This is a genomic window from Neorhizobium lilium (assembly GCF_004053875.1).
GTDB classification, from domain to species: domain Bacteria; phylum Pseudomonadota; class Alphaproteobacteria; order Rhizobiales; family Rhizobiaceae; genus Neorhizobium; species Neorhizobium lilii.
The window spans coordinates 506,195-527,643 of sequence record NZ_SBIP01000002.1; the positions used below are offsets into that span (position 1 = coordinate 506,195).

Sequence of the window (21,449 nt, forward strand, 5' to 3'; positions counted from 1 at the left end):
TCGATGGTGGTGGGTGGTTGCCGCGGGTTTTCTCCCCCCTTGTGGGGGAGATGGCCGGCAGGCCAGAGAGGGCCCTTTTGTACGATTGCACCAACTCCATCCCCCATACAGGAATCGCATGGAGGCTCCGGCATCCTTCACCTTCCCCCCTCTCCCCTAGAGGGAATTCCTCATGACCATTGAATTTGCACCCTTCTTCCCCTGGCCGGTGCTGGCAGGTCTAGCCGTACTCGCTCTCATTCTGGCCGCGCTCGCCTTCTGGCGCGGTGTGCGAGGCGCAAGCATCCGCGCTTTGGCACTCGCCTCCCTCCTGCTTGCGCTCTCCAATCCGACGCTCAACCAGGAAGACCGCGAACCGCTATCGACCATCGTTCCCGTGATCGTGGACCGCTCCCAAAGCCAGGATACGGCCGGCCGCAAGCAACAGACGGACGAAGCCCTGGCAAGCCTCAAGGATCGCTTCTCCCGCTATCCGCGCATCGAAACCCGCATCGTAGAGGTGGCGGACGACGAAAACTCCGACACGCCTGCTACAAAGCTCTTCACCGCCCTGCGCTCCGCCTTGTCGGATGTGCCTCCGGCTCGCGTTGGCGGCGCCGTCTTCCTGACGGATGGACAGATCCACGATTTGCCTGGCGTCAACCAGGATCTCGGCTTCAACGCTCCGGTTCACGGCCTGATCACCGGCAAGCCGGACGAATTCGATCGCCGCGTCGAAGTGGTGCGCGCGCCGCGCTTCGGCATTGTCGGCGAGGAGCAGGAACTGACCCTGCGCGTTTTCGATGACGGTCGCCAGCCGGCAGGCCAGAATGGCGGCACGGCGGAAGTGACGGTGCGTATGAACGGCGAGCAGATCGCGACGCTCCGGGCACGACCGGGAACCGAGACGCCCTTCTCCTTCACTGTCCCTCGCGGCGGCAACAACGTCATGGAATTCTCCGTCGCAGAACTGCCGGGCGAGGTCACCACCGCAAACAACCGCGCCGTTCATGTGATAGACGGCATCCGCCAGAACCTGCGGGTCCTGCTCGTCTCCGGCGAACCGCATGCGGGCGAGCGCGCCTGGCGCAATCTCCTGAAATCCGACGCCTCGGTGGATCTCGTCCATTTCACCATCCTGCGGCCGCCGGAAAAGCAGGACGGCACACCGATCAACGAGCTGTCCCTGATCGCCTTCCCGACGCGTGAACTCTTCGTGGAGAAGATCAAGGATTTCGACCTGATCATCTTCGACCGCTACAAGCATCGCGGCGTGCTGCCCATCCTCTATTACGACTACATCGCTCAATATGTCGAAAACGGCGGCGCGCTTCTGATCGCGGCTGGTCCAGAACATGCCGGCGAGGACTCGATTGCCGCTACCCCGCTCGAACAGGTCCTGCCCGCCGCTCCCACCGGCGAAATGCACAATGCGGCCTTCTATCCGCATCTGTCGGAACTCGGGGCAAAGCATCCGGTGACCCGCGGCCTTGACCCCTCAGGCGCAAATCCGCCCGCCTGGGGCCGCTGGTTCAGCACGGTGGACGTCGATCCGCCGCGCGGGCAGACCGTAATGGAAGGCGATGGCAACCGCCCGCTCCTCGTGCTGAACCGCCAGGGCCAGGGCCGGGTCGCCATGCTCCTCTCCGACCAGGGCTGGCTCTGGGCTCGCGGCTTCGAAGGCGGCGGCCCGCATGTGTCGCTCTACCGGCGCATCGCCCACTGGCTGATGAAGGAGCCAGAACTGGAGGAGGAGGCGCTGACCGCCCGCGCCTCCGGCCGCTCGCTCGAAGCGACCCGCCAGACAATTGGCGCCGATCCCGGCCCCGCGACCATCAAGTATCCCTCCGGTCGCACCGAAACCATGGCGATGACGGCGGCGGGACCCGGCCAATACAAGCTGGAGCGTCGCATGGAAGAGACCGGCCTGTTCGAGGTCTCCAACGGTCAGTTCTCCACGCTCGTCCATGTGGGAACCGTGGATGCGCCGGAATTCAAGGCGATGATCTCGACGGAGGAGACCCTGAAGCCCTATGCGGACAAGACCCGGGGCCTCGTCACCCGCGTCTCCTCTGGCGACACGATTTCGCTGCCGGATATCCTGCCGGTGCGCGGCGAGGTGCGGGTCAGCGATCCGAACCGCATGGTCATCCGCATGACGGACGAAACCGTGCTGCGGGGCATCAACACGCTGCCGCTGTTTGCCGGTTTTGCCGGCCTGTCGGCGCTGCTCCTGGTGATTGCCGGCACCTGGTGGCGGGAGGGCCGCTGACCATGGCAACCATCGACCTCACGGCGGCGCCTTCGCCCGACGAACTGGCGATCATCTCTGAAGGCCTGACCTCCTTTAACCAGATGGAAGTCGGTCCCTCCGACCGGCAAACGCTCACGGTGCTGATCCGCGACGAGAGCGGCCGCGCCATCGGCGGCCTGTCCGGCTACACCGCCTGGGGCTGGCTGTTTACGCAACTGCTGTTCATTCCGGCCTCGCTGCAGGGACAGGGTTGGGCCGGCCGCATTCTGACCCAGGCAGAGGACGAGGCCCGCCGCCGTGGCTGCCACGGCGCCTGGATCGACACGTTCAACCCTAACGCCCGCAAAGTCTATATGCGGCAGGGTTATGAGGTCTTTGGCGAACTGCCGAGCTTCGTGACCGACCGTACCCGCACCTTCCTCAAAAAAGCGCTCTAGAATGGAACTTGCCATCACCGAAGGCTTGGCTCCGCAGGAAGAGACGGAGATCCTGGAGCGTCTGAAGGCTTACAATCTCGAAACATTCGGAGAGAGCGATCGGCGCGATCTCTACATACCGCTTTACGACGATAAAGGCGCGATCACCGGCGGCCTTGTCGGCTATACCGGCCGCGGCTGGCTCTACACGTCCATGCTCTTCGTTCCGCAAGAGCTTCGCGGCCGGGGCTTGGCTGGCCGCATGCTTGATATGGCCGAACAAGAGGCGCGCCGGCGGGGCTGCATCGGCGCCTATATCGACACCATGAACCCGCAGGCGCGGCAGCTCTACCTGAGACAAGGTTACCGCGAGATCGGCAGCCTGCAGGAGCTCGCAGGCGGCCATGCCGTCACCTGGCTTGAGAAGCGCTTTGCATCGGAACCCGCTTCAGGCGAGTGATGCGTCGCGCGTCTCGGTCGTCATCGTCATACCCGCAATAGCCGCAATCAGAAGCAGGCCCGCGAAGATGCCGACCGTGAGGCCGAAGCCATGTGCAACGACATAGCCCATCAGCGAGGGTGCCAGCAGCCCGCCAAGGCGCGCCATGGCACCTGCGGCTCCCATGCCTGTTGCCCGCGACCGGGTGGGGAAAAGCTCCGGCGTGTAGGCATAGAGGGCGCCCCAGGTGCCGAGAAGCGCAAAGCTCATGATCATCAGCGACGAAGCGATAAGGAGAGCGTTGAAGGCGGCAACGAACAGCAGGCAGCCGAAGGCCGAGAGAAGGCAGAAGCCGATCAGGGTCGGCTTGCGGCCCCATGTCTCCACCCCATAGGCGGCCAGTGCGTAACCCGGCAGCTGCGCAAGCGCCATCAGCACCAGGAAGCCGTAGCCGCGCACGAAGCCGAAGCCCTCGCCCGCAAGCCTTGCCGGCATCCAGGTAAACACGCCGTAATAGGCGACCGAAACCAGGAACCAGATGGAGAGAATGGTAATGCTTCGCCTGCGCAGATCCGGCGAGAATAGGCCGGTTCGCGGCGAGGCGGGCGGCAGTGCAATCTCCTCGTCATCGGCGAGTTCCGTCCGGCCGTTGACCGCCAGCATGCGGTTCAGCACTTCTCGCGCCTCCTCGCCACGGCCTGCCCGCAGCAGATAGATAGGCGAATCGGGGATGAGCACACGCATGCCGATGCCGGCCAGCGCCGGAAGTGCGGTCACCGCGAAGATCACCCGCCAGGCATCGGCAATACCGGCCGTACTCGCAATCCAGGCCGTCAGTGCCACGACCAGCGTGCCGATGGCCCAGAAGCCTTCGAGCAGCACCAGCCAGCGGCCGCGATTCTTGGCCGGTAGAAATTCCGACATCATGGCGTAATCGACGGGCAGCGTGCCGCCCACCGCCATCCCGGTCAGAAAACGCAGAACGAGCAGAATGGTGAAGTCTGGCGCGAAGATGGAGAGTATGCCGAACAAGGCATCGCAGGCGACAGTGGTGATCAGCACCGTCCGGCGGCCGATACGGTCGGCGAGCCGTCCGAAGCCGATCGCGCCGAAAAGCATGCCAAGAAAGAAGACGGAGCCTGTTTGCAGAGCTTCGGGAACAGTCAGCCCGAAGCTCGCGGCGATCGACGCCGCCGTGAAGCCGACGGCAAGAACCTGCATGGCATCCGCCGCCCAGACAAGCCCGAAAACGCCGATCAGCCTGCGCTGATACCGCCCTGCGCCCGCCCGGTCCAACGCCTCGTCCAGTGTAATCGTGCTCATGTGCCCCAGCCCCGCCCTTTGCCATGAGGATGACTCCGGCCAGCCTCGGCAAAGGCTTATCCGAAACCTGTCAGGGCCGCCAGCCGATCATGCCCTTCAGTCGTGCATGGACTTCATGGCCAAGCGGGACCACAAGCACCCGATTGGGATCGACAGGTCCGGGAAACTGAAGTGCGGCAAAGGCGACCTTCTCAAACCCGAGCGGACCGTAATAGGGCGGATCACCAACCAGAATGACGGCTTCCGACCCCTTACGCCGCGCAGCCTCAATGGCGATGCGGACGAGTTCGCGGCCGATCCCGCGGTTCTTGTGCGACGGACGCACCGCAAGCGGGCCGAGCAGATGTCCCTTGACGCTGCCCGCCAGCACCGGCGTCATCCGGACGGAGGCAATTGTTTCGCCGTCGTCGGCGCAGACGAAAGACAGCGACCGATCATGCGGCCCCTGTTCCCGGATCCGGGCGGCAGCACGCGTATGGCGGCCGGGACCGAATGCTTCTTCGTTGATGAGCTCGATGACATCATCATGAGAGGCATCTTCGGTGAGGTAGACGAGGTCGTGCTTGGGCAGGAGGTTGTGCTTGGACATGGGAGATTGAAGCCGTAGAAAATGAGCGGACAAGGACAAGCGAGATCGATGACGCAGCAAAGCGTCTTGTCGAAGGTTCAGCGTCGTCGCAGGGTCCGTGCTTCAGTCATGGAAAGTCCTCGATGTTCGAAAACGCCCTTAGCAAGAAAAACTTCAGCCGTCCAATCCAAAAACAATGCGTTCGCAAAACAGGACCTCGCCATATGGGTGCACTGGCGTATCTATAGGGCAACGCGAACAAGGAGATGGTCATGGGCATGCTGGTCGAGGGCAAGTGGCAAGACGTCTGGTACGATACCAAAGCCAGCAAGGGCCGCTTCGAAAGATCGGTCTCGCAGTTCCGCAACTGGGTAACCGCCGATGGCGCAGCCGGTCCTTCGGGTCGCGGCGGTTTCAAGGCGGAGGCCGGGCGCTACCACCTCTATGTCTCGCTCGCATGTCCCTGGGCGCACCGCACGCTGATCTACCGCAAGCTGAAGAAGCTGGAGGATCTGATCTCGGTGTCCGTTGTGGATTATCTGATGGTCGAGAACGGCTGGGAGTTCAAGAAGCGCGACAATGACGAAAATGGCGCGACCGGCGACGATCTCTTCGGCGCCGATTATCTCTACCAGGTCTATCTGAAGGCAGATCCCGTTTATTCGGGGCGCGTCACCGTTCCTGTCCTCTGGGACAAGCATCAGAATACCATCGTCTCGAACGAAAGCGCCGAGATCATCCGCATGCTCAACAGCGCCTTCGATGGCCTGACCGGATCGACGCTGGACCTCTACCCGGCGGACCTGCGCGGCGAGATCGACGCCATGAATACGCTGGTCTACGACACCGTCAACAACGGCGTCTACAAGGCTGGCTTCGCCACGACGCAGGAAGCCTATGAGGAGGCCGTAACCAGGCTTTTCGAAACCCTCGACCGGCTGGACGAACGGCTTGGCAGCTCGCGCTATCTCCTCGGCGACCATGCCACCGAGGCGGACTGGCGGCTCTTCACCACGCTCGTGCGGTTCGATGCCGTCTATGTCGGCCACTTCAAGTGCAACATCCGCCGTATCGACGATTACCCGAACCTGTCAGGCTATCTCCGCGACCTCTACCAGCAGCCCGGCGTGGCCGAGACCTGCAATCTCTTCCACATCAAGAACCACTATTACCAGAGCCACAAGACCATCAATCCGACCGGCATCGTGCCTGTTGGACCGGTTCTCGATCTCGACGCGCCGCATGGTCGGGAGAAGTTGCGACGGGCGGCTTGAGCGCAAACTGCAGGTTGCCTACACAGCCGACCCCCGGCAATCCACTTCGATCCAAGAAAGCTCCAAATGTCGCTCAAGTTTCCCTTACAAATCTTAAAATCCCTCTGGACGCGACGAGCCGATGGGATTTGGGCGATATACGACATAAAGGGACTGACGCTGCGATCGGAGTCTGGACGCGATGAACGCTACTTTCTTCTGGGTGGCGACCTTGAACTGATGACCAATCATCCAAACGGCCAGTTTCCGGATGTACTATCTCTTGTCGGCACCACAGACTATTTAATGCAGCAGAGCATCGTGCCGGTTGTGGCTTGGCTTGAAGGAGAAACAGAGATCAGATGCATCGGCACCGCTTCGATTATTAGTTGCACGGGATATGTAATCACAGCAGGCCATGTCCTCCTTGATCCACTAGAATCCGGCTACGGCGCCACGCGTGTTGGAGGAAAGGTAGAGCATCGCGAGGATCTAAACTTTGGGGTTATGATTCCTTACATGGCGCCAGTGGGCGGCATCTACTTCGCGAAAGCATTTCGTTTCTTTCCGTTTAAGAAAATGTGGGCGTGGGGCGAATGGAAACAGAGCCCGTTGCTACATGAAGATGATCGCTGGGAATATCTGACAGATGTAGCCGTCTGCAAAATTCCGGAAATGCCAAATGGGCAACCGCATCAGCCGCTTAATATGTCCCTCTATCCATTTATGCCGGGCGAAGAAGCATATTCGATAGGTTATGCAGAGATGCCGGACATTCAGATCAACAGCAAAACCGGAGGCATTTCTGATAGAGCGTTTCGGCTCAACACTTATGTCACCGCTGGAAACATTCTTAGCACATTTCCGCAAAATCACCTCGCGAGAGAAGTTTCAACACCTGGACCTTGTTTCGACTTCGACGCCCGTGTCCCCGGAAAAATGAGCGGAGCGCCAGTTTTCGGAGCGCATGGAGCGGTAATTCGAGGTGTCGTCAGTCGCAGCTTCTCGGGCGAAGAGCATGCTTTTGGTTCGATGCTCGGTCCAGCTATGGAACTTCCTCTAGACGAGCCAGAGGTTAGAGGGCGTTCCTTACGTACGTTGCTTGAACATGGCAACGAGGGTATGTCCGTGGTTCACGGAGTAGGCCTTTAAGGTCTTTTGTCGCTCATTGGTCACTCCCCTATTCTGACGTCTCACCAGTAATCCGAGCGTTCCACCTCGCCCTGAAGCTCCTGCAGCCGGCGCAGCGTCGCCGCCGTCACGCCGTCCGGCAGCGAGTCGAGAGAGAAAAAGCCGCTCTCCGCAATCTCGCGGTCGGGGGACCGCGGCGCCGTCTGCTCGACCGTCACACGGTAGAAGAGCACGTGATCACGCGGGCTCGCATTCCTGTTGTAATAAACGTGGAAAAGCTCCGGCTCAGAGCTGGCGACCAGGTTTCCCTCCTCACGCAACTCCTTGGCCAATGCTTCAAGTGCAGTTTCGCCACGCTCCATGCCGCCGCCCGGCATATACCAACCCGGGACATAGGTATGACGAACCAGGAAAATTCGCCCGCTGTTATCGAAACAGGCGGCGCGCACGCCCATGGTCATCCCACGCGTCAGGATGAAGACGTGGTGCATGAGCCACACCAGCACCCGCGTCCGCCGGCTGCCGATTTCCTGAATTCCGTCGCTACGCATGCGCGCTCACCCATATGAGAGAAAATCGATAACGATTTTCGTCTTCGTGCGTTATGCCTGCGCCATGTTCAAATTCGCGCATATTTCCGACATCCATCTGGGGCCGCTTCCGCAACTGACGTTCCGAGAGCTGTTTTCGAAGCGCATTACGGGCTTTGTGAACTGGCATCGAAACCGCCGCAAGCACCTTTTCGTCAACACGCTCGACCTGCTTCTGAGCGATTTGAAGACGCGTGAGCCCGACCAGCTGATGATTACCGGCGATCTGGTCAATCTTGCGACCAAGATCGAAACCAGGCTTGCCGGCGAGTGGCTGCGGACAATCGGTGAGCCGGAGAACACCACGGTGGTGCCGGGCAATCACGATGCCTATGTGCCGGGCGCCCACGACAAATCCGTCAACGAATGGTATCCATATATCAAAAGTGACAACGATCCCGACGAATGGCCGGAGGACGATCACATCTTCCCTACCATGCGCCGCCGCGGACCGATCGCCATCATTGGCTGTTCCACCTCCAACGCGACCCTTCCGTTCTCGGCGTCCGGATATTTCGGCTCCCGCCAGGCACGCGAAACGGTGAACCTTCTGAAGCAGGCCGGTGAGGAAGGGCTGTTTCGCGTCGTGCTGATCCATCATCCACCCATTCGCGGCGCCGCCGCCTCCCATAAGCGGATGATGGGCATTCGCCGCTTCGGCGCGGTTATCTCGACCGGCGGCGCGGAACTCGTGCTCCACGGACACACGCACCTCAACACGCTCTACTGGCTCAAGGGCCGGGAGAAACAGGTCCCGGTCGTGGGAATCGCGTCAGCCTCGCAGGGACCCGGCGGTCATAAGCCCCGCGCTGCCTACAATCTCTTCACGCTGACAGGCGAGCCGGGCAACTGGAACCTTCTGCGGGAGCGATACAGCCTAACCGAAAACGGCGGCGGCGTGGCGCTTGAAGATAGCAAGGTCTTCTACGGCGCCATTCCGGGTGAGCCGCTTTCCATTCCGGACGTGGCAAGAATGTTGTAGATTTTACCTGTCAGCTGTTGCGAAATCGACACAATCGATTCATAGCTAGGATGACTTCCTAATTCGCAACGCTTCTATCAGGTAAAGCTGTTTTCAGCCGATGAGCCAACCGACTGCCATATCAGACATCCGCCGCGACCTCGTGGCATTGCTGCCGCGACTACGCCGGTTCGCGCTCACGCTTGCGGCCTCGGCTCCCGAAGCGGATGATTTGGTTCGCGAGGTCTGTAACCGCGCCATCCAGAAAAGCCACCACTGGAAAGGCGAAGGACGCATCGAAAGCTGGCTGTTCAGCATGATGCGTAGCACCTGTGCTGATGCCCGCAAGAAGCGTAAGTCCGAAGCGGCTATCGATACAGCCCGTGGCACCGCCTCGATCGAGGCCGAGAAGCAGTCCAATCCGATCTTGAGCATGCCGGAAGGCTTGGCGAGCGCCTTCCTTCTTGGTGAGGTCGAGGGCTTCAACTATAAGGAAGCCTCCGCCATTCTAGGCATTCCGCGCGATCTCTTCGCCTCGCGTTTGTGTGCGGCCCGCCTGCGGCTTGCGGCGCTTGGCGTCGAAACTGCCGAACGGAGAGCATGAGCCATGCCGGTGAGCCCGCCCTCTTTCTTGCAACTGCGCCTTTCGGCCCACAATGACGGCGAAACCGGCGAACAGGAGCGCCATGACATCGATGCGCTCCTTGTCAACGATCCGCAGGCCCGTGCGCAGCAGGATTCGCTCAAACGGGGCACGGAGGCCGGGCGACGCTTCTTCGAGGACCTGCTGAAGGAACCCGTGCCGCTGGAAATGGTGCGCACCATCAAGAATGCGCCCCTGCCGCGCCGGGCCGTACGCCTGCCGAATGGGCCACGCTCGCCCGTCGCTTTCCGGCCGAGCGGACCTCAGGCGCTTGCCGGCTGCCTGCTGTTTTTGGCGCTGGGCGGCGGCATTGGCTATATGTTCGGCGCAAATCCGGCAGGTCCCGACATTTCCGCGCTAGCGGCGCCCGCATCGGACGAGAGGGACTGGCTGGACGACGTGGTGGCGACCTACCGGCTATACGAGCGACAGCCCAAGCATCTGGCCGAGATCGGGCCTGACGGGAAGGCTGACATTCTCGAATGGCTGACGACCAATACCGGCGTCGGATTCCGCATTCCGGATTTGAGCGAAAGCGGCCTCACCTTCGCAGGCGCGCGTCTGGTCGCAGCGAAGGGGCATCCGTTGGGTGTCCTCTTCTACAAGCGCAGCGACGGCGATGGCGATGTGGTCGCGATCACCTTTGCCAAGAGCAGCCCGGACCTGGGCAAATCGATCGAAGACATCCGCAGCGACACGGCCCTCGTGTCCTGGAACACGGCACTCGCGACCTATGTTGTCGTCGGGCCTTCCTCCGCAGCCGATCTTGACGACATCGCCGCCAAGGCCGCCGGACTGATCTGAGGCGTCCGCACAGCCCATCATCGGAGCCATGCAGACATGACCGTATCGCCTTTATTTCTAGGCTTGCCCGACAGCCTTCCAAACCGAACACCCCGCACCGTGATTTTCGGAGCGGGTCATGGCAGCACCTACCCGGCCAAGGACAGCAGCGGCCATGCCTTGGCGGCCGATGTGATCCGGCTCGCCAGCCAGGAGGATGCTCCGCTTATCGACCACTGGGATTTCGATCTCGGAGGACCGCTATTCGATGGCAAGCCGATCAGCTGCATCGATGCAGGCGACATCCCAACCGCAATGCACGACAATGCCGGCAATCGGGCCGCAATCGAGTCGAAGACTCGGGACATTCTGGCTATGCCCGCCGTACCGATCCTGCTTGGCGGCGATTGCTCCGTCACTATACCCTTCATCGCCGGCTTTGCTGACCATGGCCCGGTCTGGGTCCTTCAGATCGACGCTCATATCGACTGGCGCGACGAGTTGCATGGCGAGCGCTTTGGCTATTCCAGCCCCATGCGACGGGCGAGCGAGATGCTCCATGTCGCCGGAATGGTGCAGGTTGGCCTGCGCAGCGTCGGCAGCGCGGGTGGCGCTGAAATTGAGGCAGCCCAGGCCTTCGGAAGCCATCTGGTGACCGCCCGTGAGATCCACGCCCATGGCGTCGAAGCGGCTCTCCGGCATATTCCGCAAGGAGCACACGTCGTAGTCACCCTTGACTGCGATTCCCTCGATCCAAGCATCATGCCTGGCGTCGCAGCACGCACCCCGGGTGGCCTCACCTATACGCAGGCAATCGACCTGATCGCCGGGCTTGGCAAGCGGGCCAGGATTGCAGGCTTCGACCTCGTCGAACTCTACCCTCAGGCCGATATCGACAGCCTATCGGCCGTCACCGCCTCGCGCCTGCTCGTCAACGTTATCGGCGCCATCGTCCGGCAGGGCTAGAGCGTCACCGCGCCTGCACCACTTTCTTGCGCGACAAGATAGGCCGCCCAAGGATAGAGCGGCCTTCGTTTTTCGATGGTGGCGGGACTTTTACCCTCTCGCCTGCAGCACCCGGTTGGCGGCCGAAACGATTGCTTCCAGCGAGGCTGCAACGATATTGGTGTTGATGCCGGCCCCGAACAGCTTGCCGCCCGGGTACTCCATTTCGACATAGGCAATGGCCGACGCATTCGAGCCGTGTTGCAGCGAGTGCTCGGAATAATCCGCAACCGACAGCTCTATGCCCAGATACGTCGAGAGCGCGTTGATAAAGCCGTCGATCGGGCCAGTCCCCTTGCCTTCGATACGCTTCAACTCACCGCGATCGGTGATCTCGGCGGCGACGATCCGAATGCCCTTATGGTCCGTGCCTGCCGGATAGGTGTGGTGATCGACAAACTTCAGACGCGCCTCGGGCTGCTCCACATAGCGGTTGATGAAATGTCCGTAGATGCGTTTGGATGGAAGCTCCATGCCCTCTTCATCGGTGATCCGCTGGATCTCCTCGCGATATTCCACCTGCAGGTTGCGCGGCAGGTTCAGACCGTAATCCTGCTGCAAGATATAGGCTATGCCGCCCTTGCCCGATTGGGAGTTGATGCGGATGATCGCCTCGTAGGAGCGCCCCACATCGCGCGGATCGATCGGCAGGTAAGGCACTTCCCATATGGGACTGTTCGCCACCTGCTTGGCCTTCATGCCCTTGTTGATCGCATCCTGATGCGAACCCGAGAAGGCGGTGTAGACCAGTTCGCCCACATAAGGATGCCGGTCCGGGATCGTCATCTCGTTCGAATATTCGTAGACGTCCTTGATCCGCTCGATATCGGAGCAATCCAGTTCGGGATCGACGCCTTGCGTGTACATGTTCAGCGCCAGGTTGATGATATCGACATTGCCGGTTCGCTCGCCATTTCCGAACAGCGTTCCCTCGACACGCTCTGCGCCAGCCATCAGCGACAGTTCCGTGGCAGCCACGCCAGTGCCACGGTCGTTATGCGGATGCACGGAAATGATGAGGTTTTCGCGGTTGTCGAGATGTCGGATCATCCATTCGATACGGTCGGCATAGATGTTCGGCGTCGCCGTCTCCACGGTCAACGGCAGGTTCATGATCAGCTTGTTTTCCGGCGTCGGCTTGACGATTTCCGTCACGGCATTGCAGATTTCCAACGCCACTTCCAACTCGGTGCCCGAGAAGCTCTCCGGGGAATACTGGAAGCGGTATCCGCCACCCGCCTTTGCCGCCATGTCGACGATCATCTTGGCGGCGTCGGTTGCGATCGCCTTGATGCCGGCGACGTCCTTGCCGAACACCAGCCGACGTTGCGCCTCGCTTGTCGAATTGTAGAAGTGAATGATCGGATGGCGGGCGCCGGCCAGAGATTCGAAGGTGCGCTCGATCAATTCCGGGCGGCACTGCACCAACACCTGCAGCGAGACATCGTCCGAAACATTACCTTCTTCGACACACCAGCGCGTAAAGTCGAAATCGGTCTGAGAGGCGGAGGGAAAGCCGACTTCGATATCCTTGAAGCCCATGTCGAGCAGCAGCTTGAACATGCGGGCCTTACGGTCATGGCCCATCGGGTTGACCAGCGCCTGATTGCCGTCGCGCAAGTCCACGGAACACCAGATCGGCGCCTTGGTGATCATCTTCGAGGGCCAGGTCCGGTCGGCAATATCAACCTGCGGATAGGGCTGGTACTTGGTTGCCGCCAGGGGCATGGCGGATGTGGGCGATGAGGTTTTTGCGTCCATTGTCGTCGTCTCTTCTCGCTTCACGCGTCGTTCGGCTCCCTAGCTCGGGAAAAGCCTTAATCGATGCGGACCTTAATCGGTCTGGTATGGCCTGATCTTGAATGTTCGTGCGAGGAGCTCTTATGCCGGGCGGCGTGTCGGCCGCCGGGCGCTCCTCAACGGACCCGGCAACCGCGCGTAAGGTCGAGGCTAAGAAGCGAGGAAAGCGCAAATACCGTCGTTCCCGCCGCTGTGCGGCAGGTGAACGAACGGTTGGACATGATTGCGCCTGTCATGGTCATGTTCGAAGCTATACCTGCGGCCGAAAATCGAGGCAAGCCCCCGATCAGCTTTTTGGCTTCCGCACGAAATGCTTGAGCGTCATCATCACCCCGCCGGCGACCAGCCCCCAAAAGGCGCCGGATATGCCGGCGAAGGACAGGCCGGACGCCGTGACGAGAAAAGTGATGGCGGCGGCTTCCCGCGTTTCCGGATCGCGATAGGCGGCAAACGCGGCGTTGGAAAATGCACCGACGAGGCCAAGCCCCGCGACCGCCTGCAGCAGTATCGGCGGCGCCAACGACACGAAGGCGATGATGCCGCCGGCAAGCAACCCGAGCACGATGTAGCCGAAACCTGCGACGATCGCCGACCAGTAGCGCTTGGCGGGATCCGGATTGGCGTCCTCGCTGGCGCACATGGCGGCCGTGATGGCGGCCATATTGACCGGAACGCCGCCGGCCAGGCTGGAAAGCATCGAAAACAGGCCTGTGCCGGCAAACAGCACGCCGGGAGGCGGCTCGTAATCGTGCAGCTTGAGGATGGCGATACCGGGGATGTTCTGTGAGGCCATGGTGACGATGAACAGCGGCACCGCCACCGAAATCGCGCCATGCAAGGTGAACACCGGTGCAATGAAGACCAAGTCCGGATGGACGGCTGCACGAATCTGCGCCATGGCGTCCGGCGCCACATCGACGCCGAAGATCAGCACCAGGATGAGGGCGCCCAGCGATGCCGGCACCGCCCACAGCCGCCAGCGGGAGACGACGACCGCCCAGGTGAGCACGATCGGCAGGCCGAGCAGCGGGTTGAAGGCGACGGCCTTGACCGGCGCCAGGCATAGCGCGAGCAGTATGCCCGCCAGCATGGCATTGGCGAGCGGCGCCGGTATCATCCTGATGGCACGGCCGAGCGGCCGGAACAGACCGCAAATCACGATTAGACCTGCGCAGACGACGAAAGCGCCGACTGCCGCTGGAAATCCCCCCTCGATCATGCCGATACCGGACAGCAGCGCCGCTCCCGGCGTGGACCAGGCGATGCTGATCGGCATGCGGAACCAGGCGGAAAAGCCGATGGCCAGCACGCCCATGGCAATCGAAAGCGCCAGCAGCGCAGATGCGATCTCGGGCGCCGTCGCGCCCATCGCCTGCAATCCCTGCATGATGACGGCAAACGAACTTATGAAGCCCACAAAGGCTGTGAGCAGGCCCATCATCAAGGCCGAAACGGAAAAATCCTTCACCATGCGGGCAGACTCGATCGACACATAAAATGGCATGGAGCATGACGCTGCTGCTTTAGGCAAGCCGTCGGAATGCCCTACGGGTACGCCGCTCCGAAGCAACGCCGCACGAAGGGCGCAGAAACGAAAAATCCTCCGCCGGCTCGCACCAGCGGAGGATTTAAGACATTACATCAGCAATCAGATTTCGCTCTGCGAGGTCACGACGCGCGAAACCAGGCCATAGCTGAGGGCATCTTCAGCGCTCAGCCAGTAGTCGCGTTCGATGTCCTTGGCGATCTTTTCTTCCGTCTGGCCGGTGGCCTTTGCGAAGATCCTGATCAGCCGCTCGTTCATCTTGATGATCTCGCGAGCCTGGATTTCGATATCCGAGGCCATGCCGCGGGTGCCGCCAGAGGGTTGATGAAGCAGGAAGCGGGTGTTCGGCAGCGCGATACGGCGTTCCTTCGGAGCGGCCACATAGATGAGCGCGCCGGCGGAAGCCACCCAGCCCGTCCCGATCATCCAGACCTTCGGCTTGATGAACTTGATCATGTCATGAATGGAATCGCCCGATTCCACGTGACCGCCGGGTGAGTTCACATAGATGCGGATGTCTTCGTCGCTTGCGGCCGAAAGCGCCACCAGCTGCGTGTTGACCTTCTGCGCCAGTTCCTGGGTGATCGAACCGTAAATGAAGATCGAACGCGACTTGAAAAGATTCGCCTCCGTTTCCTTGCCGAGCGGCAGTTCCTTCGTCTTGTCTTCGTTGTCGTCTTCGTCGTTCAGCACGGTCAAAGTCTCCTGCATGGAATTCTGCTAAGGGACATAATGTGTTCGCAGCCGTAAAACAATGGAAACCGGCACCAGAGCGCGCAGCTACCCCCACGAACCACGACTAAGGTGAATGACGTAGGAGGAGAGAGGCAGCCTCCTTGCCGGAGCGATGGACAGGCCCGCATCGCTTGCCTATCCTCGCATCGGTCGCTCATGACGATAAGGGGAACAAGATGCTGAGACGCCTTTCAATTTCCGCCGCTATTTTCGCTGCCGCGGCAGTGCCCGCATTCGCGCATCTCGATCCCTTGGCGCACGGCTCCTTCATGGCGGGCGTCTCCCACCCGCTCTTCGGCCTCGATCATATCCTGGTCATGGTGGCTGTCGGCCTCTGGGCCGCACAACTCAGCGGACAGAACCGAGATCATCGCGCGCTCTGGATGGTGCCGCTGGCCTTTGTGGCCGCCATGGCGCTCGGTTTCGCAGCGGGCGTGGCCGGCATGCCCCTGCCCTTCGTGGAGCCCGCTATCCTGGCGTCGGTGATTGCACTTGGTCTGCTGGTTGCGGTCTCCGTTCGCCTGCCGACGATTGCGTGCTCGGCCGTCGTCGGTGTTTTTGCGCTTTTCCACGGCCATGCCCATGGAGTGGAGCTTGGAGCAGCCGGCGCTTTGCAATTCGGCATCGGCTTCATGATCGCGACGGCCCTTTTGCATATGTCGGGCATCGGGCTTGGCCTTTTCGTCTCCCGCTTCAGCCCCAACCTGTCTCGTATCCTGGGCGCATTGACTGCCCTCCTCGGTCTATCGCTGGTCTTCGGCTGAACGGCCGTCCCAGGTTACAGAGATTTTAGAATCTGTCGCTTTGAAAATCCGCAATCCGGGCCTACCTCCTTGTGCAGACAACAGTCCGCAAGGAGGCAGCCATGTCACCGGAAGAACGCCAGCTACTGAACGGCCTTTTCGATCGCGTCCGCACCGCATCCGCAACGCCGCGCGATCCCGAAGCCGAAGCCCTGATCCAGCAGGCGACGCGCGACCAGCCCTATGCCACCTATTACCTGGCGCAGGCGGTGATCGTGCAGGAGAAGGGCCTTGAGGCCGCAGCCAACCGAATCAAGGAGCTGGAGGACCACATCCGCCAGCTTGAGGCAGGCGAAGACGATCACCGTCGCGCGGAACAAGGTGGCGGCTTCCTGAGCTCCATCTTCGGCTCCAGTCGTGCCCCAGCTCCGGTTCCTGCCTCCAACGCGCCACAGACCGGCCCTTGGGGCAATACCCAGCGCCAGTCCTATCAACAGGATCCCAACTACGGACGGCGGGACTATGATGACGGATATCGTGCGCCGCCGCCACAGCAGGCCCCGATGAGCGGCGCTTTCGGCAGCGGTTGGGGCAATCAGGCAGGCGGCCAGCCCTCGGCCGGCGGCAGCTTCCTGCGCGGTGCGCTTGGTACGGCTGCGGGCGTGGCGGGCGGCATGCTGTTGGCCAACACGTTGTCCAGCGCCTTCAGCAGCCATACCTCTGCCCTTGGCCTAGGCTCGCCCTTCAACGAAACGTCCAACCCCTTCGGCACGCCCCAGGCTCCGGTCGAAGAAACCGTCATCAACAACAACTACTATGGCGACGATGCGATCCGCCAAGCCTCCGGCGATGACCTCCCCGACCCCACGCCCGATGACGGTCTGCAGCAGGCCGATTTTGGCAATGACAGCTACGATCCAAGTCAGGACGATTTCGGCAGCGACGATACCGGTGGTGACGACAACCTGAATGTCTGACCTTGTTCAGCCGTCATGAAAAAGCTAAGCGCCGGATTGATCGTCCGGCGCTTTTTCATGCGGTGTAGGGAAACGAATGTCACCCGCGACCGCGATAGGTCGCAACGCCCTGGTCCGGCAGCCAGACGCCGGCCGGAACCTCGCCCGTCTGCCAGAAGACGTCGATCGGGATGCCGCCGCGCGGATACCAGTAGGCGCCGATCCTCAGCCATTTCGGGGTGAGCAGATCGACGATTCGCTTGGCGATGTAGACAGAGCAATCTTCGTGGAAGGCACCGTGATTGCGGAACGAGTGCAGGAAGAGCTTCAACGACTTCGATTCCACCAGGAAGCCATCCGGAATGTAATCGATCACGATATGGGCGAAGTCGGGCTGTCCCGTCATCGGGCAGAGCGAGGTAAATTCCGGCGCCGTGAACCGCACCACGTAGTCCGTGCCCTGGTTGCCGTTCGGCACCTTCTCCAACATCGCTTCTTCGGGCGTTTTCGGTGCTTCGACCTGCGCGCCGAGCTGCGACAGCCCGCTGACATCCGTCATTGTCATATGCTTTTTCCTTCGACTTCAACCTTCTGTCCATGCGGATTTTCGCCTTCCGGCTCCACATGGATCGCCAATGTGGCGCCGGGAATAACGGTTTTGATCGCCTCTTCCAAGCGATCGCAGATATTGTGCGCTTCCCGCACCGTCATGATCTCCGGCACGACGAGATGGAAGTCGATAAAGGCGACCACACCTGCGCGGCGCGACTTGAGGTCATGCACTCCGAGCGCGCCGCCGGAATGGGTGGCGATCGCATCGCGCACCGACGCCTCTTCTCCAGGCTCCAGTGCCTTGTCCATCAATCCGCCGAGCGAATGGGAAATCACCTTGTAGCCCTGCCACAGGATGTTCAACGCAACGAGAACGGCGAGCAAGGGGTCGAGAATGGCATATCCTGTCAGAACCGCCAGCACGAGACCGATGAAGACGCCGCCGGAGGTCACCACGTCCGACATGATGTGGTGGCCGTCTGCCGTCATGGCCGGGGACCGATGCGCTGTCCCGACCCGGATGAGGATCGTTGCCCAGACCGCATTGATGACGCCAGCCACAGCATTGATGGCAAGCCCCAGCCACGGCGTTTCCGGCAGGCTCGGAGCCATGAGCGCAGGAACGGCCTCCTGGATGATGAGGATCGCTGCAACCACGATCAACACGCCCTCGACTACTGCGGACAGATATTCCGCCTTGTGATGGCCGAACTGGTGGTCGTCGTCCGCAGGCCGCTGCGCATAGCGGATGACGAAATAGGCAATCACCGCGGCGACCACGTTGACCAGCGATTCCAGCCCATCCGAGAGCAGCGCCACCGAGCCCGTCACCCACCAGGCGGCAAGCTTCAGCCCCAGCACGAGAAGCGACACGGGGATACCCCACAAAGCCAGCCGCTCGACGATCCTTCTGTCTTCCACCTGCGTAATCCTTATTGCGCCTGCGAGTGATTTGCAGACCGCTTGCCCCAAAACGGCAAAACCGCCGCAGCGAGTTGATCTCGCTGCGGCGGTTTTGAATGGTGCCTGTATGGCGGGGGCGGCCGGTTTTGTCAAATGACGGAACTGCGTATCCGCTCTTCGCGGGCAGCAACGCTTGTCGCAACCGACCGGTCTTTATCCTCAGCGAGGTCCTTTTCGATATCCCCACCTCGCCCCAGAAAGCCGAAGACGACGAGGGCCGTGAAAGCAGTGATTGCCGTCAGCAGCCATAGCAGGGTCGAAAAACCGGCACTGTAGGCGGCGAGCAGATCGGCCGGTGCCAGCGAGGGTACAAGACTTGCGGCATCTGCCAGGTCGCCGGTCGCTAGCCGCTGTGCAATCGCCCCGGCATGGTCGCCGGCTGCCACGCCGAGATTGGCGCCCGTCAGGCCAGATAGCACAGCGGTGACGATGGCCAGCGCCACGCCTTCGCCCGCAACCCGCGTCGTGCTGAATATGCCGGTCGCCATGCCGGCCCGCTCCTTCGGCACGACGCTGACGGCTAGGCCGTCCATCAGCCCCCAGGGCAGGCTGATGCCGACGCCGATCGTCAAGAGCGGCGCAATCAGCGCCGAGGAATTCGACCCGACCGGCAACCGGCTCAGCCAGAACAGCCCGGCGGCCGAAATTGCCAGTCCGACACCGCAGATGATGGCCGGCGAAAACCATCGTGTCAGCAGACCGGCCGCAATCGGCAAGATGAGCAACGGTCCGGAAAGCGCGATCATCATCCGGCCGCCGGCGACTTCGTTCATGCCCTCGATGCCGATGAACCGCAGCGGCAGCAGGATGAGTAGAACCACGAAGGCATAGGCGGGCGCGGCAGCCAGCAGTTGCACGCCGACGAACCGTGGATAACGGAACAGCGAAAGATCGAGCATCGGGCGCGGCACGGATCGTTCGATCAGCACGAAGGTCAGAAACAGCAGGCCTGCCGCCGCCAGCATGACGATCACCAATGGATCGCTCCAGCCGCTGTCGGGCGCCTGCAACACGCCAAAGGTCAGCGCCGTCAGGGCAAGCGTGAAGCTCACGGCGCCCTTCCAGTCGAGTCCAGTGGCATCCGGATCACGCGATTCGCCGAGGAAGATCGCACCCAGCGTAAACGCCAAAACCGCAAGGCCGATCACCAGCACAAAAATCGATGGCCATCCGAATTGCGAGATCATCATGCCCGACGCGATCGGTCCGAAGGCAAGGCCGATCCCGAAGCTGGCGCCGACAACGCTGAAGGCGCGCAGTCTCGCCTCTCCGTCGAACTTCTGCGCCAGCGACGCCATGCCGCCGGAGAAAGCCGCTGCGGCGCCGACACCCTGCAGGGCACGCAGCATGTCGAACCAGACGATATTGGCCGAGAATGCGAGGCCGGCGGAAAACAGGCCGAACAGCGCAAGGCCGATCAGGAAGATACGTTTGCGTCCATAGCAATCGGCAAGCGCCCCCGCCGCCATCAGCAAGCTTCCGAAGGTCAGCATGAAGGCGTTGGTCACCCAGTTCAGCGCGATAGGACTGCCGCCGAGCATCCTGCTGATGGATGGCAGGGCAACCGCTGTGCCGGTGAATGTGAGCGGCATGGCAATGGCCGTGCAGCAGACGGCAATCAGCACGAAAATGCGTTCGCGCGTCGCGACAGGTAAGGGTTTCGTCATATCCTGAATCCGCTCTGTTTGAATGGGAAAGAGCAGCGGCGGCCTGGGAGAAGCCGTCGCCGCAACGCTCCGGCCGGAAGCGTTTGTTTGACGCTTTGAAGATAAATCGGATGCCTGGGATTAAAAATCTCGCTGACCTTCCTTACATTGCGGAAAAGAACGCTCGAATGAGGTGCAAATGAATAGCCTCGGAAACCTGACGGCCTTTGTGCGCACTGCCGATTTTGGCAGTTTCGTCGCGGCGGGCCGTATACTTGGCTTGTCGCCGTCCGCCGTCGGCAAGGCGGTGACGAGTCTTGAAAAAGAGCTCGGCGTCCGGCTCTTCCAGCGCTCGACACGCAGCCTGCGTCTGACCGATGAAGGCCGGCTGTTCCACGAACGGTGCCGGCGCATCCTCGACGATCTGGACGACGCGGAAGCTTCGATGGCGAATACCATAACCATTCCGCGCGGGCGGCTGCGCGTCAGCGTTCCGGTCGTCACCTATCACCTGCTTCTGCCGGTGCTGCCGGAATTCATGCGACGCTACCCGGAAGTCGAACTCGATCTCGATTTCAACGATCGGGTCATCGATCTGATCGAGGAGGAGATCGATGTGGCGATCCGCAGCGGCGAACTGCCGGACTCGCGGCTGGTTTCACGCACGCTGCGGCCTTTCCGGCTGCTGCTTTGCGCAGCTCCTTCCTATTTGGCCGCGCATGGTAGACCCCAATGTCCGCGCGATCTGGATGGCCATCTTGCGATCCGCTTCCGCTACCCGAATAGTCGCAGAATGCAGGAATGGCCGCTTATTCTGCCCGACGAGCCTTCGGAACTGCATACGCGCACGGTCTTCACCTGCAACAATATGGAAGCGCTCAGAAGCACCGTGATCAACGGACTCGGAATTGGCTGCATGCCGGATTTCCTTGCCCGCCAACCTATCGCCGAGGGGAAGCTGGAAACTATTCTAGACGCGCATCTGAACGCGCCAGGGCAATTCCACCTGCTCTGGCCATCAAGCAGGCACCTTTCACCGAAGGTACGGGTTCTCGTCGATTATCTCAGCGAAACCCTGTTCGCCGACACCTTTGAGAGCCTGCCGCCGCTTTCGGCGTAAAAAATTCTGGAAAAGAGTCGCGTTAGCGTTATGGAAAGAAACA

General features: G+C 61.3%; 21 protein-coding genes. 12 read left to right on the forward strand and 9 right to left on the reverse strand.

The features are described from left to right. The first annotated feature begins 172 nt into the window (after positions 1-172). The 3 genes from EPK99_RS08645 to EPK99_RS08655 are packed head-to-tail and all read left to right on the forward strand — an operon-like array spanning position 173 to position 3,109. On the forward strand, positions 173-2,251 hold the full coding sequence (locus EPK99_RS08645; RefSeq protein WP_128442633.1) for a hypothetical protein: 2,079 nt from the start codon (positions 173-175) through the stop codon (positions 2,249-2,251). A 2-nt stretch (positions 2,252-2,253) separates the two neighbouring features. Next, a complete protein-coding gene (locus EPK99_RS08650) occupies positions 2,254-2,670 on the forward strand; it encodes a GNAT family N-acetyltransferase (RefSeq protein ID WP_128442634.1) in 417 nt (138 codons plus the stop codon). 1 nt (position 2,671) lies between these two features. Then, positions 2,672-3,109 carry a GNAT family N-acetyltransferase gene (locus tag EPK99_RS08655; protein WP_128442635.1) on the forward strand — a complete coding sequence of 146 codons (438 nt, stop codon included), beginning with the start codon at positions 2,672-2,674 and terminating at the stop codon, positions 3,107-3,109. On the opposite strand, the gene EPK99_RS08660 is transcribed toward EPK99_RS08655, so the two are convergent. Continuing rightward, positions 3,098-4,411 carry an MFS transporter gene (locus EPK99_RS08660; RefSeq protein WP_128442636.1) on the reverse strand — a complete coding sequence of 438 codons (1,314 nt, stop codon included), beginning with the start codon at positions 4,409-4,411 and terminating at the stop codon, positions 3,098-3,100. The two genes, EPK99_RS08655 and EPK99_RS08660, sit on opposite strands and share 12 nt — an antisense overlap. 70 nt (positions 4,412-4,481) lie before the next feature. Then, positions 4,482-4,982: a GNAT family N-acetyltransferase gene (locus EPK99_RS08665; protein WP_128443374.1), complete on the reverse strand. Its 501-nt coding sequence runs from the start codon at positions 4,980-4,982 to the stop codon at positions 4,482-4,484. Between the two features lie 269 nt (positions 4,983-5,251). Between EPK99_RS08665 and EPK99_RS08670 the strand changes: the two genes are divergently transcribed. Continuing rightward, positions 5,252-6,253 (forward strand): glutathione S-transferase family protein, encoded by a 1,002-nt coding sequence (locus EPK99_RS08670; RefSeq protein ID WP_128442637.1) that lies wholly within the window; start codon positions 5,252-5,254, stop codon positions 6,251-6,253. 66 nt (positions 6,254-6,319) lie between these two features. Beyond that, entirely contained in the window at positions 6,320-7,384 is a 1,065-nt protein-coding gene (locus EPK99_RS08675; protein WP_128442638.1) for a trypsin-like peptidase domain-containing protein, read from the forward strand. A gap of 41 nt (positions 7,385-7,425) precedes the next feature. On the opposite strand, the gene EPK99_RS08680 is transcribed toward EPK99_RS08675, so the two are convergent. Further along, positions 7,426-7,914, reverse strand: a complete 489-nt coding sequence (locus EPK99_RS08680; protein ID WP_128442639.1) for an NUDIX domain-containing protein — start codon at positions 7,912-7,914, stop codon at positions 7,426-7,428. A 64-nt stretch (positions 7,915-7,978) separates the two neighbouring features. On the opposite strand from EPK99_RS08680, the gene EPK99_RS08685 reads away from it, so the two are divergent. The 4 genes from EPK99_RS08685 (at position 7,979) to EPK99_RS08700 (ending at position 11,306) form a co-directional block, all read left to right on the forward strand. After that, entirely contained in the window at positions 7,979-8,935 is a 957-nt protein-coding gene (locus EPK99_RS08685) for a metallophosphoesterase family protein (protein WP_128443375.1), read from the forward strand. Between the two features lie 100 nt (positions 8,936-9,035). Beyond that, positions 9,036-9,518, forward strand: a complete 483-nt coding sequence (locus tag EPK99_RS08690; RefSeq protein WP_128442640.1) for an RNA polymerase sigma factor — start codon at positions 9,036-9,038, stop codon at positions 9,516-9,518. A gap of 3 nt (positions 9,519-9,521) precedes the next feature. Beyond that, positions 9,522-10,361 (forward strand): anti-sigma factor family protein, encoded by an 840-nt coding sequence (locus EPK99_RS08695; RefSeq protein WP_128442641.1) that lies wholly within the window; start codon positions 9,522-9,524, stop codon positions 10,359-10,361. A 36-nt stretch (positions 10,362-10,397) separates the two neighbouring features. Next, positions 10,398-11,306, forward strand: a complete 909-nt coding sequence (locus EPK99_RS08700) for an agmatinase (RefSeq protein ID WP_128442642.1) — start codon at positions 10,398-10,400, stop codon at positions 11,304-11,306. A gap of 90 nt (positions 11,307-11,396) precedes the next feature. Here the strand turns inward: EPK99_RS08700 and leuA are convergent, their stop codons facing one another. The 3 genes from leuA to EPK99_RS08715 form a co-directional block, all read right to left on the reverse strand. Next, positions 11,397-13,106 carry a 2-isopropylmalate synthase gene (gene leuA / locus EPK99_RS08705; protein ID WP_128442643.1) on the reverse strand — a complete coding sequence of 570 codons (1,710 nt, stop codon included), beginning with the start codon at positions 13,104-13,106 and terminating at the stop codon, positions 11,397-11,399. Positions 13,107-13,431: 325 nt separating this feature from the next. Continuing rightward, positions 13,432-14,616 carry a benzoate/H(+) symporter BenE family transporter gene (locus EPK99_RS08710; protein ID WP_128443376.1) on the reverse strand — a complete coding sequence of 395 codons (1,185 nt, stop codon included), beginning with the start codon at positions 14,614-14,616 and terminating at the stop codon, positions 13,432-13,434. Between the two features lie 177 nt (positions 14,617-14,793). Then, on the reverse strand, positions 14,794-15,381 hold the full coding sequence (locus EPK99_RS08715) for an ATP-dependent Clp protease proteolytic subunit (protein ID WP_128443377.1): 588 nt from the start codon (positions 15,379-15,381) through the stop codon (positions 14,794-14,796). A gap of 221 nt (positions 15,382-15,602) precedes the next feature. Between EPK99_RS08715 and EPK99_RS08720 the strand changes: the two genes are divergently transcribed. Both EPK99_RS08720 and EPK99_RS08725 read left to right on the forward strand, forming a co-directional pair. Further along, positions 15,603-16,190, forward strand: coding sequence for a HupE/UreJ family protein (locus EPK99_RS08720; RefSeq protein WP_128442644.1), 588 nt, complete (start codon positions 15,603-15,605; stop codon positions 16,188-16,190). A gap of 101 nt (positions 16,191-16,291) precedes the next feature. Then, a complete protein-coding gene (locus EPK99_RS08725) occupies positions 16,292-17,146 on the forward strand; it encodes a DUF2076 domain-containing protein (protein WP_128442645.1) in 855 nt (284 codons plus the stop codon). Positions 17,147-17,225: 79 nt separating this feature from the next. Here EPK99_RS08725 and queF read toward each other — a convergent pair whose 3' ends face one another. The 3 genes from queF to EPK99_RS08740 all read right to left on the reverse strand — a co-directional run bounded on the left by queF (position 17,226) and on the right by EPK99_RS08740 (position 20,307). Continuing rightward, entirely contained in the window at positions 17,226-17,690 is a 465-nt protein-coding gene (queF, locus tag EPK99_RS08730) for a preQ(1) synthase (RefSeq protein WP_128442646.1), read from the reverse strand. Then, positions 17,687-18,598 (reverse strand): cation diffusion facilitator family transporter, encoded by a 912-nt coding sequence (locus tag EPK99_RS08735; protein ID WP_128442647.1) that lies wholly within the window; start codon positions 18,596-18,598, stop codon positions 17,687-17,689. The genes queF and EPK99_RS08735 overlap by 4 nt, the downstream gene beginning before the upstream one ends. 131 nt (positions 18,599-18,729) lie before the next feature. Continuing rightward, positions 18,730-20,307, reverse strand: coding sequence for an MFS transporter (locus tag EPK99_RS08740; RefSeq protein WP_128442648.1), 1,578 nt, complete (start codon positions 20,305-20,307; stop codon positions 18,730-18,732). A gap of 178 nt (positions 20,308-20,485) precedes the next feature. Between EPK99_RS08740 and EPK99_RS08745 the strand changes: the two genes are divergently transcribed. Then, entirely contained in the window at positions 20,486-21,406 is a 921-nt protein-coding gene (locus EPK99_RS08745; protein ID WP_128442649.1) for a LysR family transcriptional regulator, read from the forward strand. Positions 21,407-21,449 lie beyond the last annotated feature (43 nt).

What these genes read in the sequence shown, in the direction of transcription:
- EPK99_RS08725 (WP_128442645.1), top strand. Translation starts at nt 16,292, where the DNA reads ATGTCACCGGAAGAACGCCAGCTACTGAACGGCCTTTTCGATCGCGTC.
- EPK99_RS08645 (WP_128442633.1), top strand. Translation starts at nt 173, where the DNA reads ATGACCATTGAATTTGCACCCTTCTTCCCCTGGCCGGTGCTGGCAGGT.
- EPK99_RS08710 (WP_128443376.1), bottom strand. Translation starts at nt 14,616, where the DNA reads ATGGTGAAGGATTTTTCCGTTTCGGCCTTGATGATGGGCCTGCTCACA.
- EPK99_RS08660 (WP_128442636.1), bottom strand. Translation starts at nt 4,411, where the DNA reads ATGAGCACGATTACACTGGACGAGGCGTTGGACCGGGCGGGCGCAGGG.
- EPK99_RS08675 (WP_128442638.1), top strand. Translation starts at nt 6,320, where the DNA reads ATGTCGCTCAAGTTTCCCTTACAAATCTTAAAATCCCTCTGGACGCGA.
- EPK99_RS08695 (WP_128442641.1), top strand. Translation starts at nt 9,522, where the DNA reads ATGCCGGTGAGCCCGCCCTCTTTCTTGCAACTGCGCCTTTCGGCCCAC.
- EPK99_RS08690 (WP_128442640.1), top strand. Translation starts at nt 9,036, where the DNA reads ATGAGCCAACCGACTGCCATATCAGACATCCGCCGCGACCTCGTGGCA.
- EPK99_RS08650 (WP_128442634.1), top strand. Translation starts at nt 2,254, where the DNA reads ATGGCAACCATCGACCTCACGGCGGCGCCTTCGCCCGACGAACTGGCG.
- EPK99_RS08740 (WP_128442648.1), bottom strand. Translation starts at nt 20,307, where the DNA reads ATGACGAAACCCTTACCTGTCGCGACGCGCGAACGCATTTTCGTGCTG.
- EPK99_RS08685 (WP_128443375.1), top strand. Translation starts at nt 7,979, where the DNA reads ATGTTCAAATTCGCGCATATTTCCGACATCCATCTGGGGCCGCTTCCG.
- EPK99_RS08655 (WP_128442635.1), top strand. Translation starts at nt 2,672, where the DNA reads ATGGAACTTGCCATCACCGAAGGCTTGGCTCCGCAGGAAGAGACGGAG.
- EPK99_RS08720 (WP_128442644.1), top strand. Translation starts at nt 15,603, where the DNA reads ATGCTGAGACGCCTTTCAATTTCCGCCGCTATTTTCGCTGCCGCGGCA.
- leuA (WP_128442643.1), bottom strand. Translation starts at nt 13,106, where the DNA reads ATGGACGCAAAAACCTCATCGCCCACATCCGCCATGCCCCTGGCGGCA.
- EPK99_RS08745 (WP_128442649.1), top strand. Translation starts at nt 20,486, where the DNA reads ATGAATAGCCTCGGAAACCTGACGGCCTTTGTGCGCACTGCCGATTTT.
- EPK99_RS08680 (WP_128442639.1), bottom strand. Translation starts at nt 7,914, where the DNA reads ATGCGTAGCGACGGAATTCAGGAAATCGGCAGCCGGCGGACGCGGGTG.
- queF (WP_128442646.1), bottom strand. Translation starts at nt 17,690, where the DNA reads ATGACAATGACGGATGTCAGCGGGCTGTCGCAGCTCGGCGCGCAGGTC.
- EPK99_RS08700 (WP_128442642.1), top strand. Translation starts at nt 10,398, where the DNA reads ATGACCGTATCGCCTTTATTTCTAGGCTTGCCCGACAGCCTTCCAAAC.
- EPK99_RS08670 (WP_128442637.1), top strand. Translation starts at nt 5,252, where the DNA reads ATGGGCATGCTGGTCGAGGGCAAGTGGCAAGACGTCTGGTACGATACC.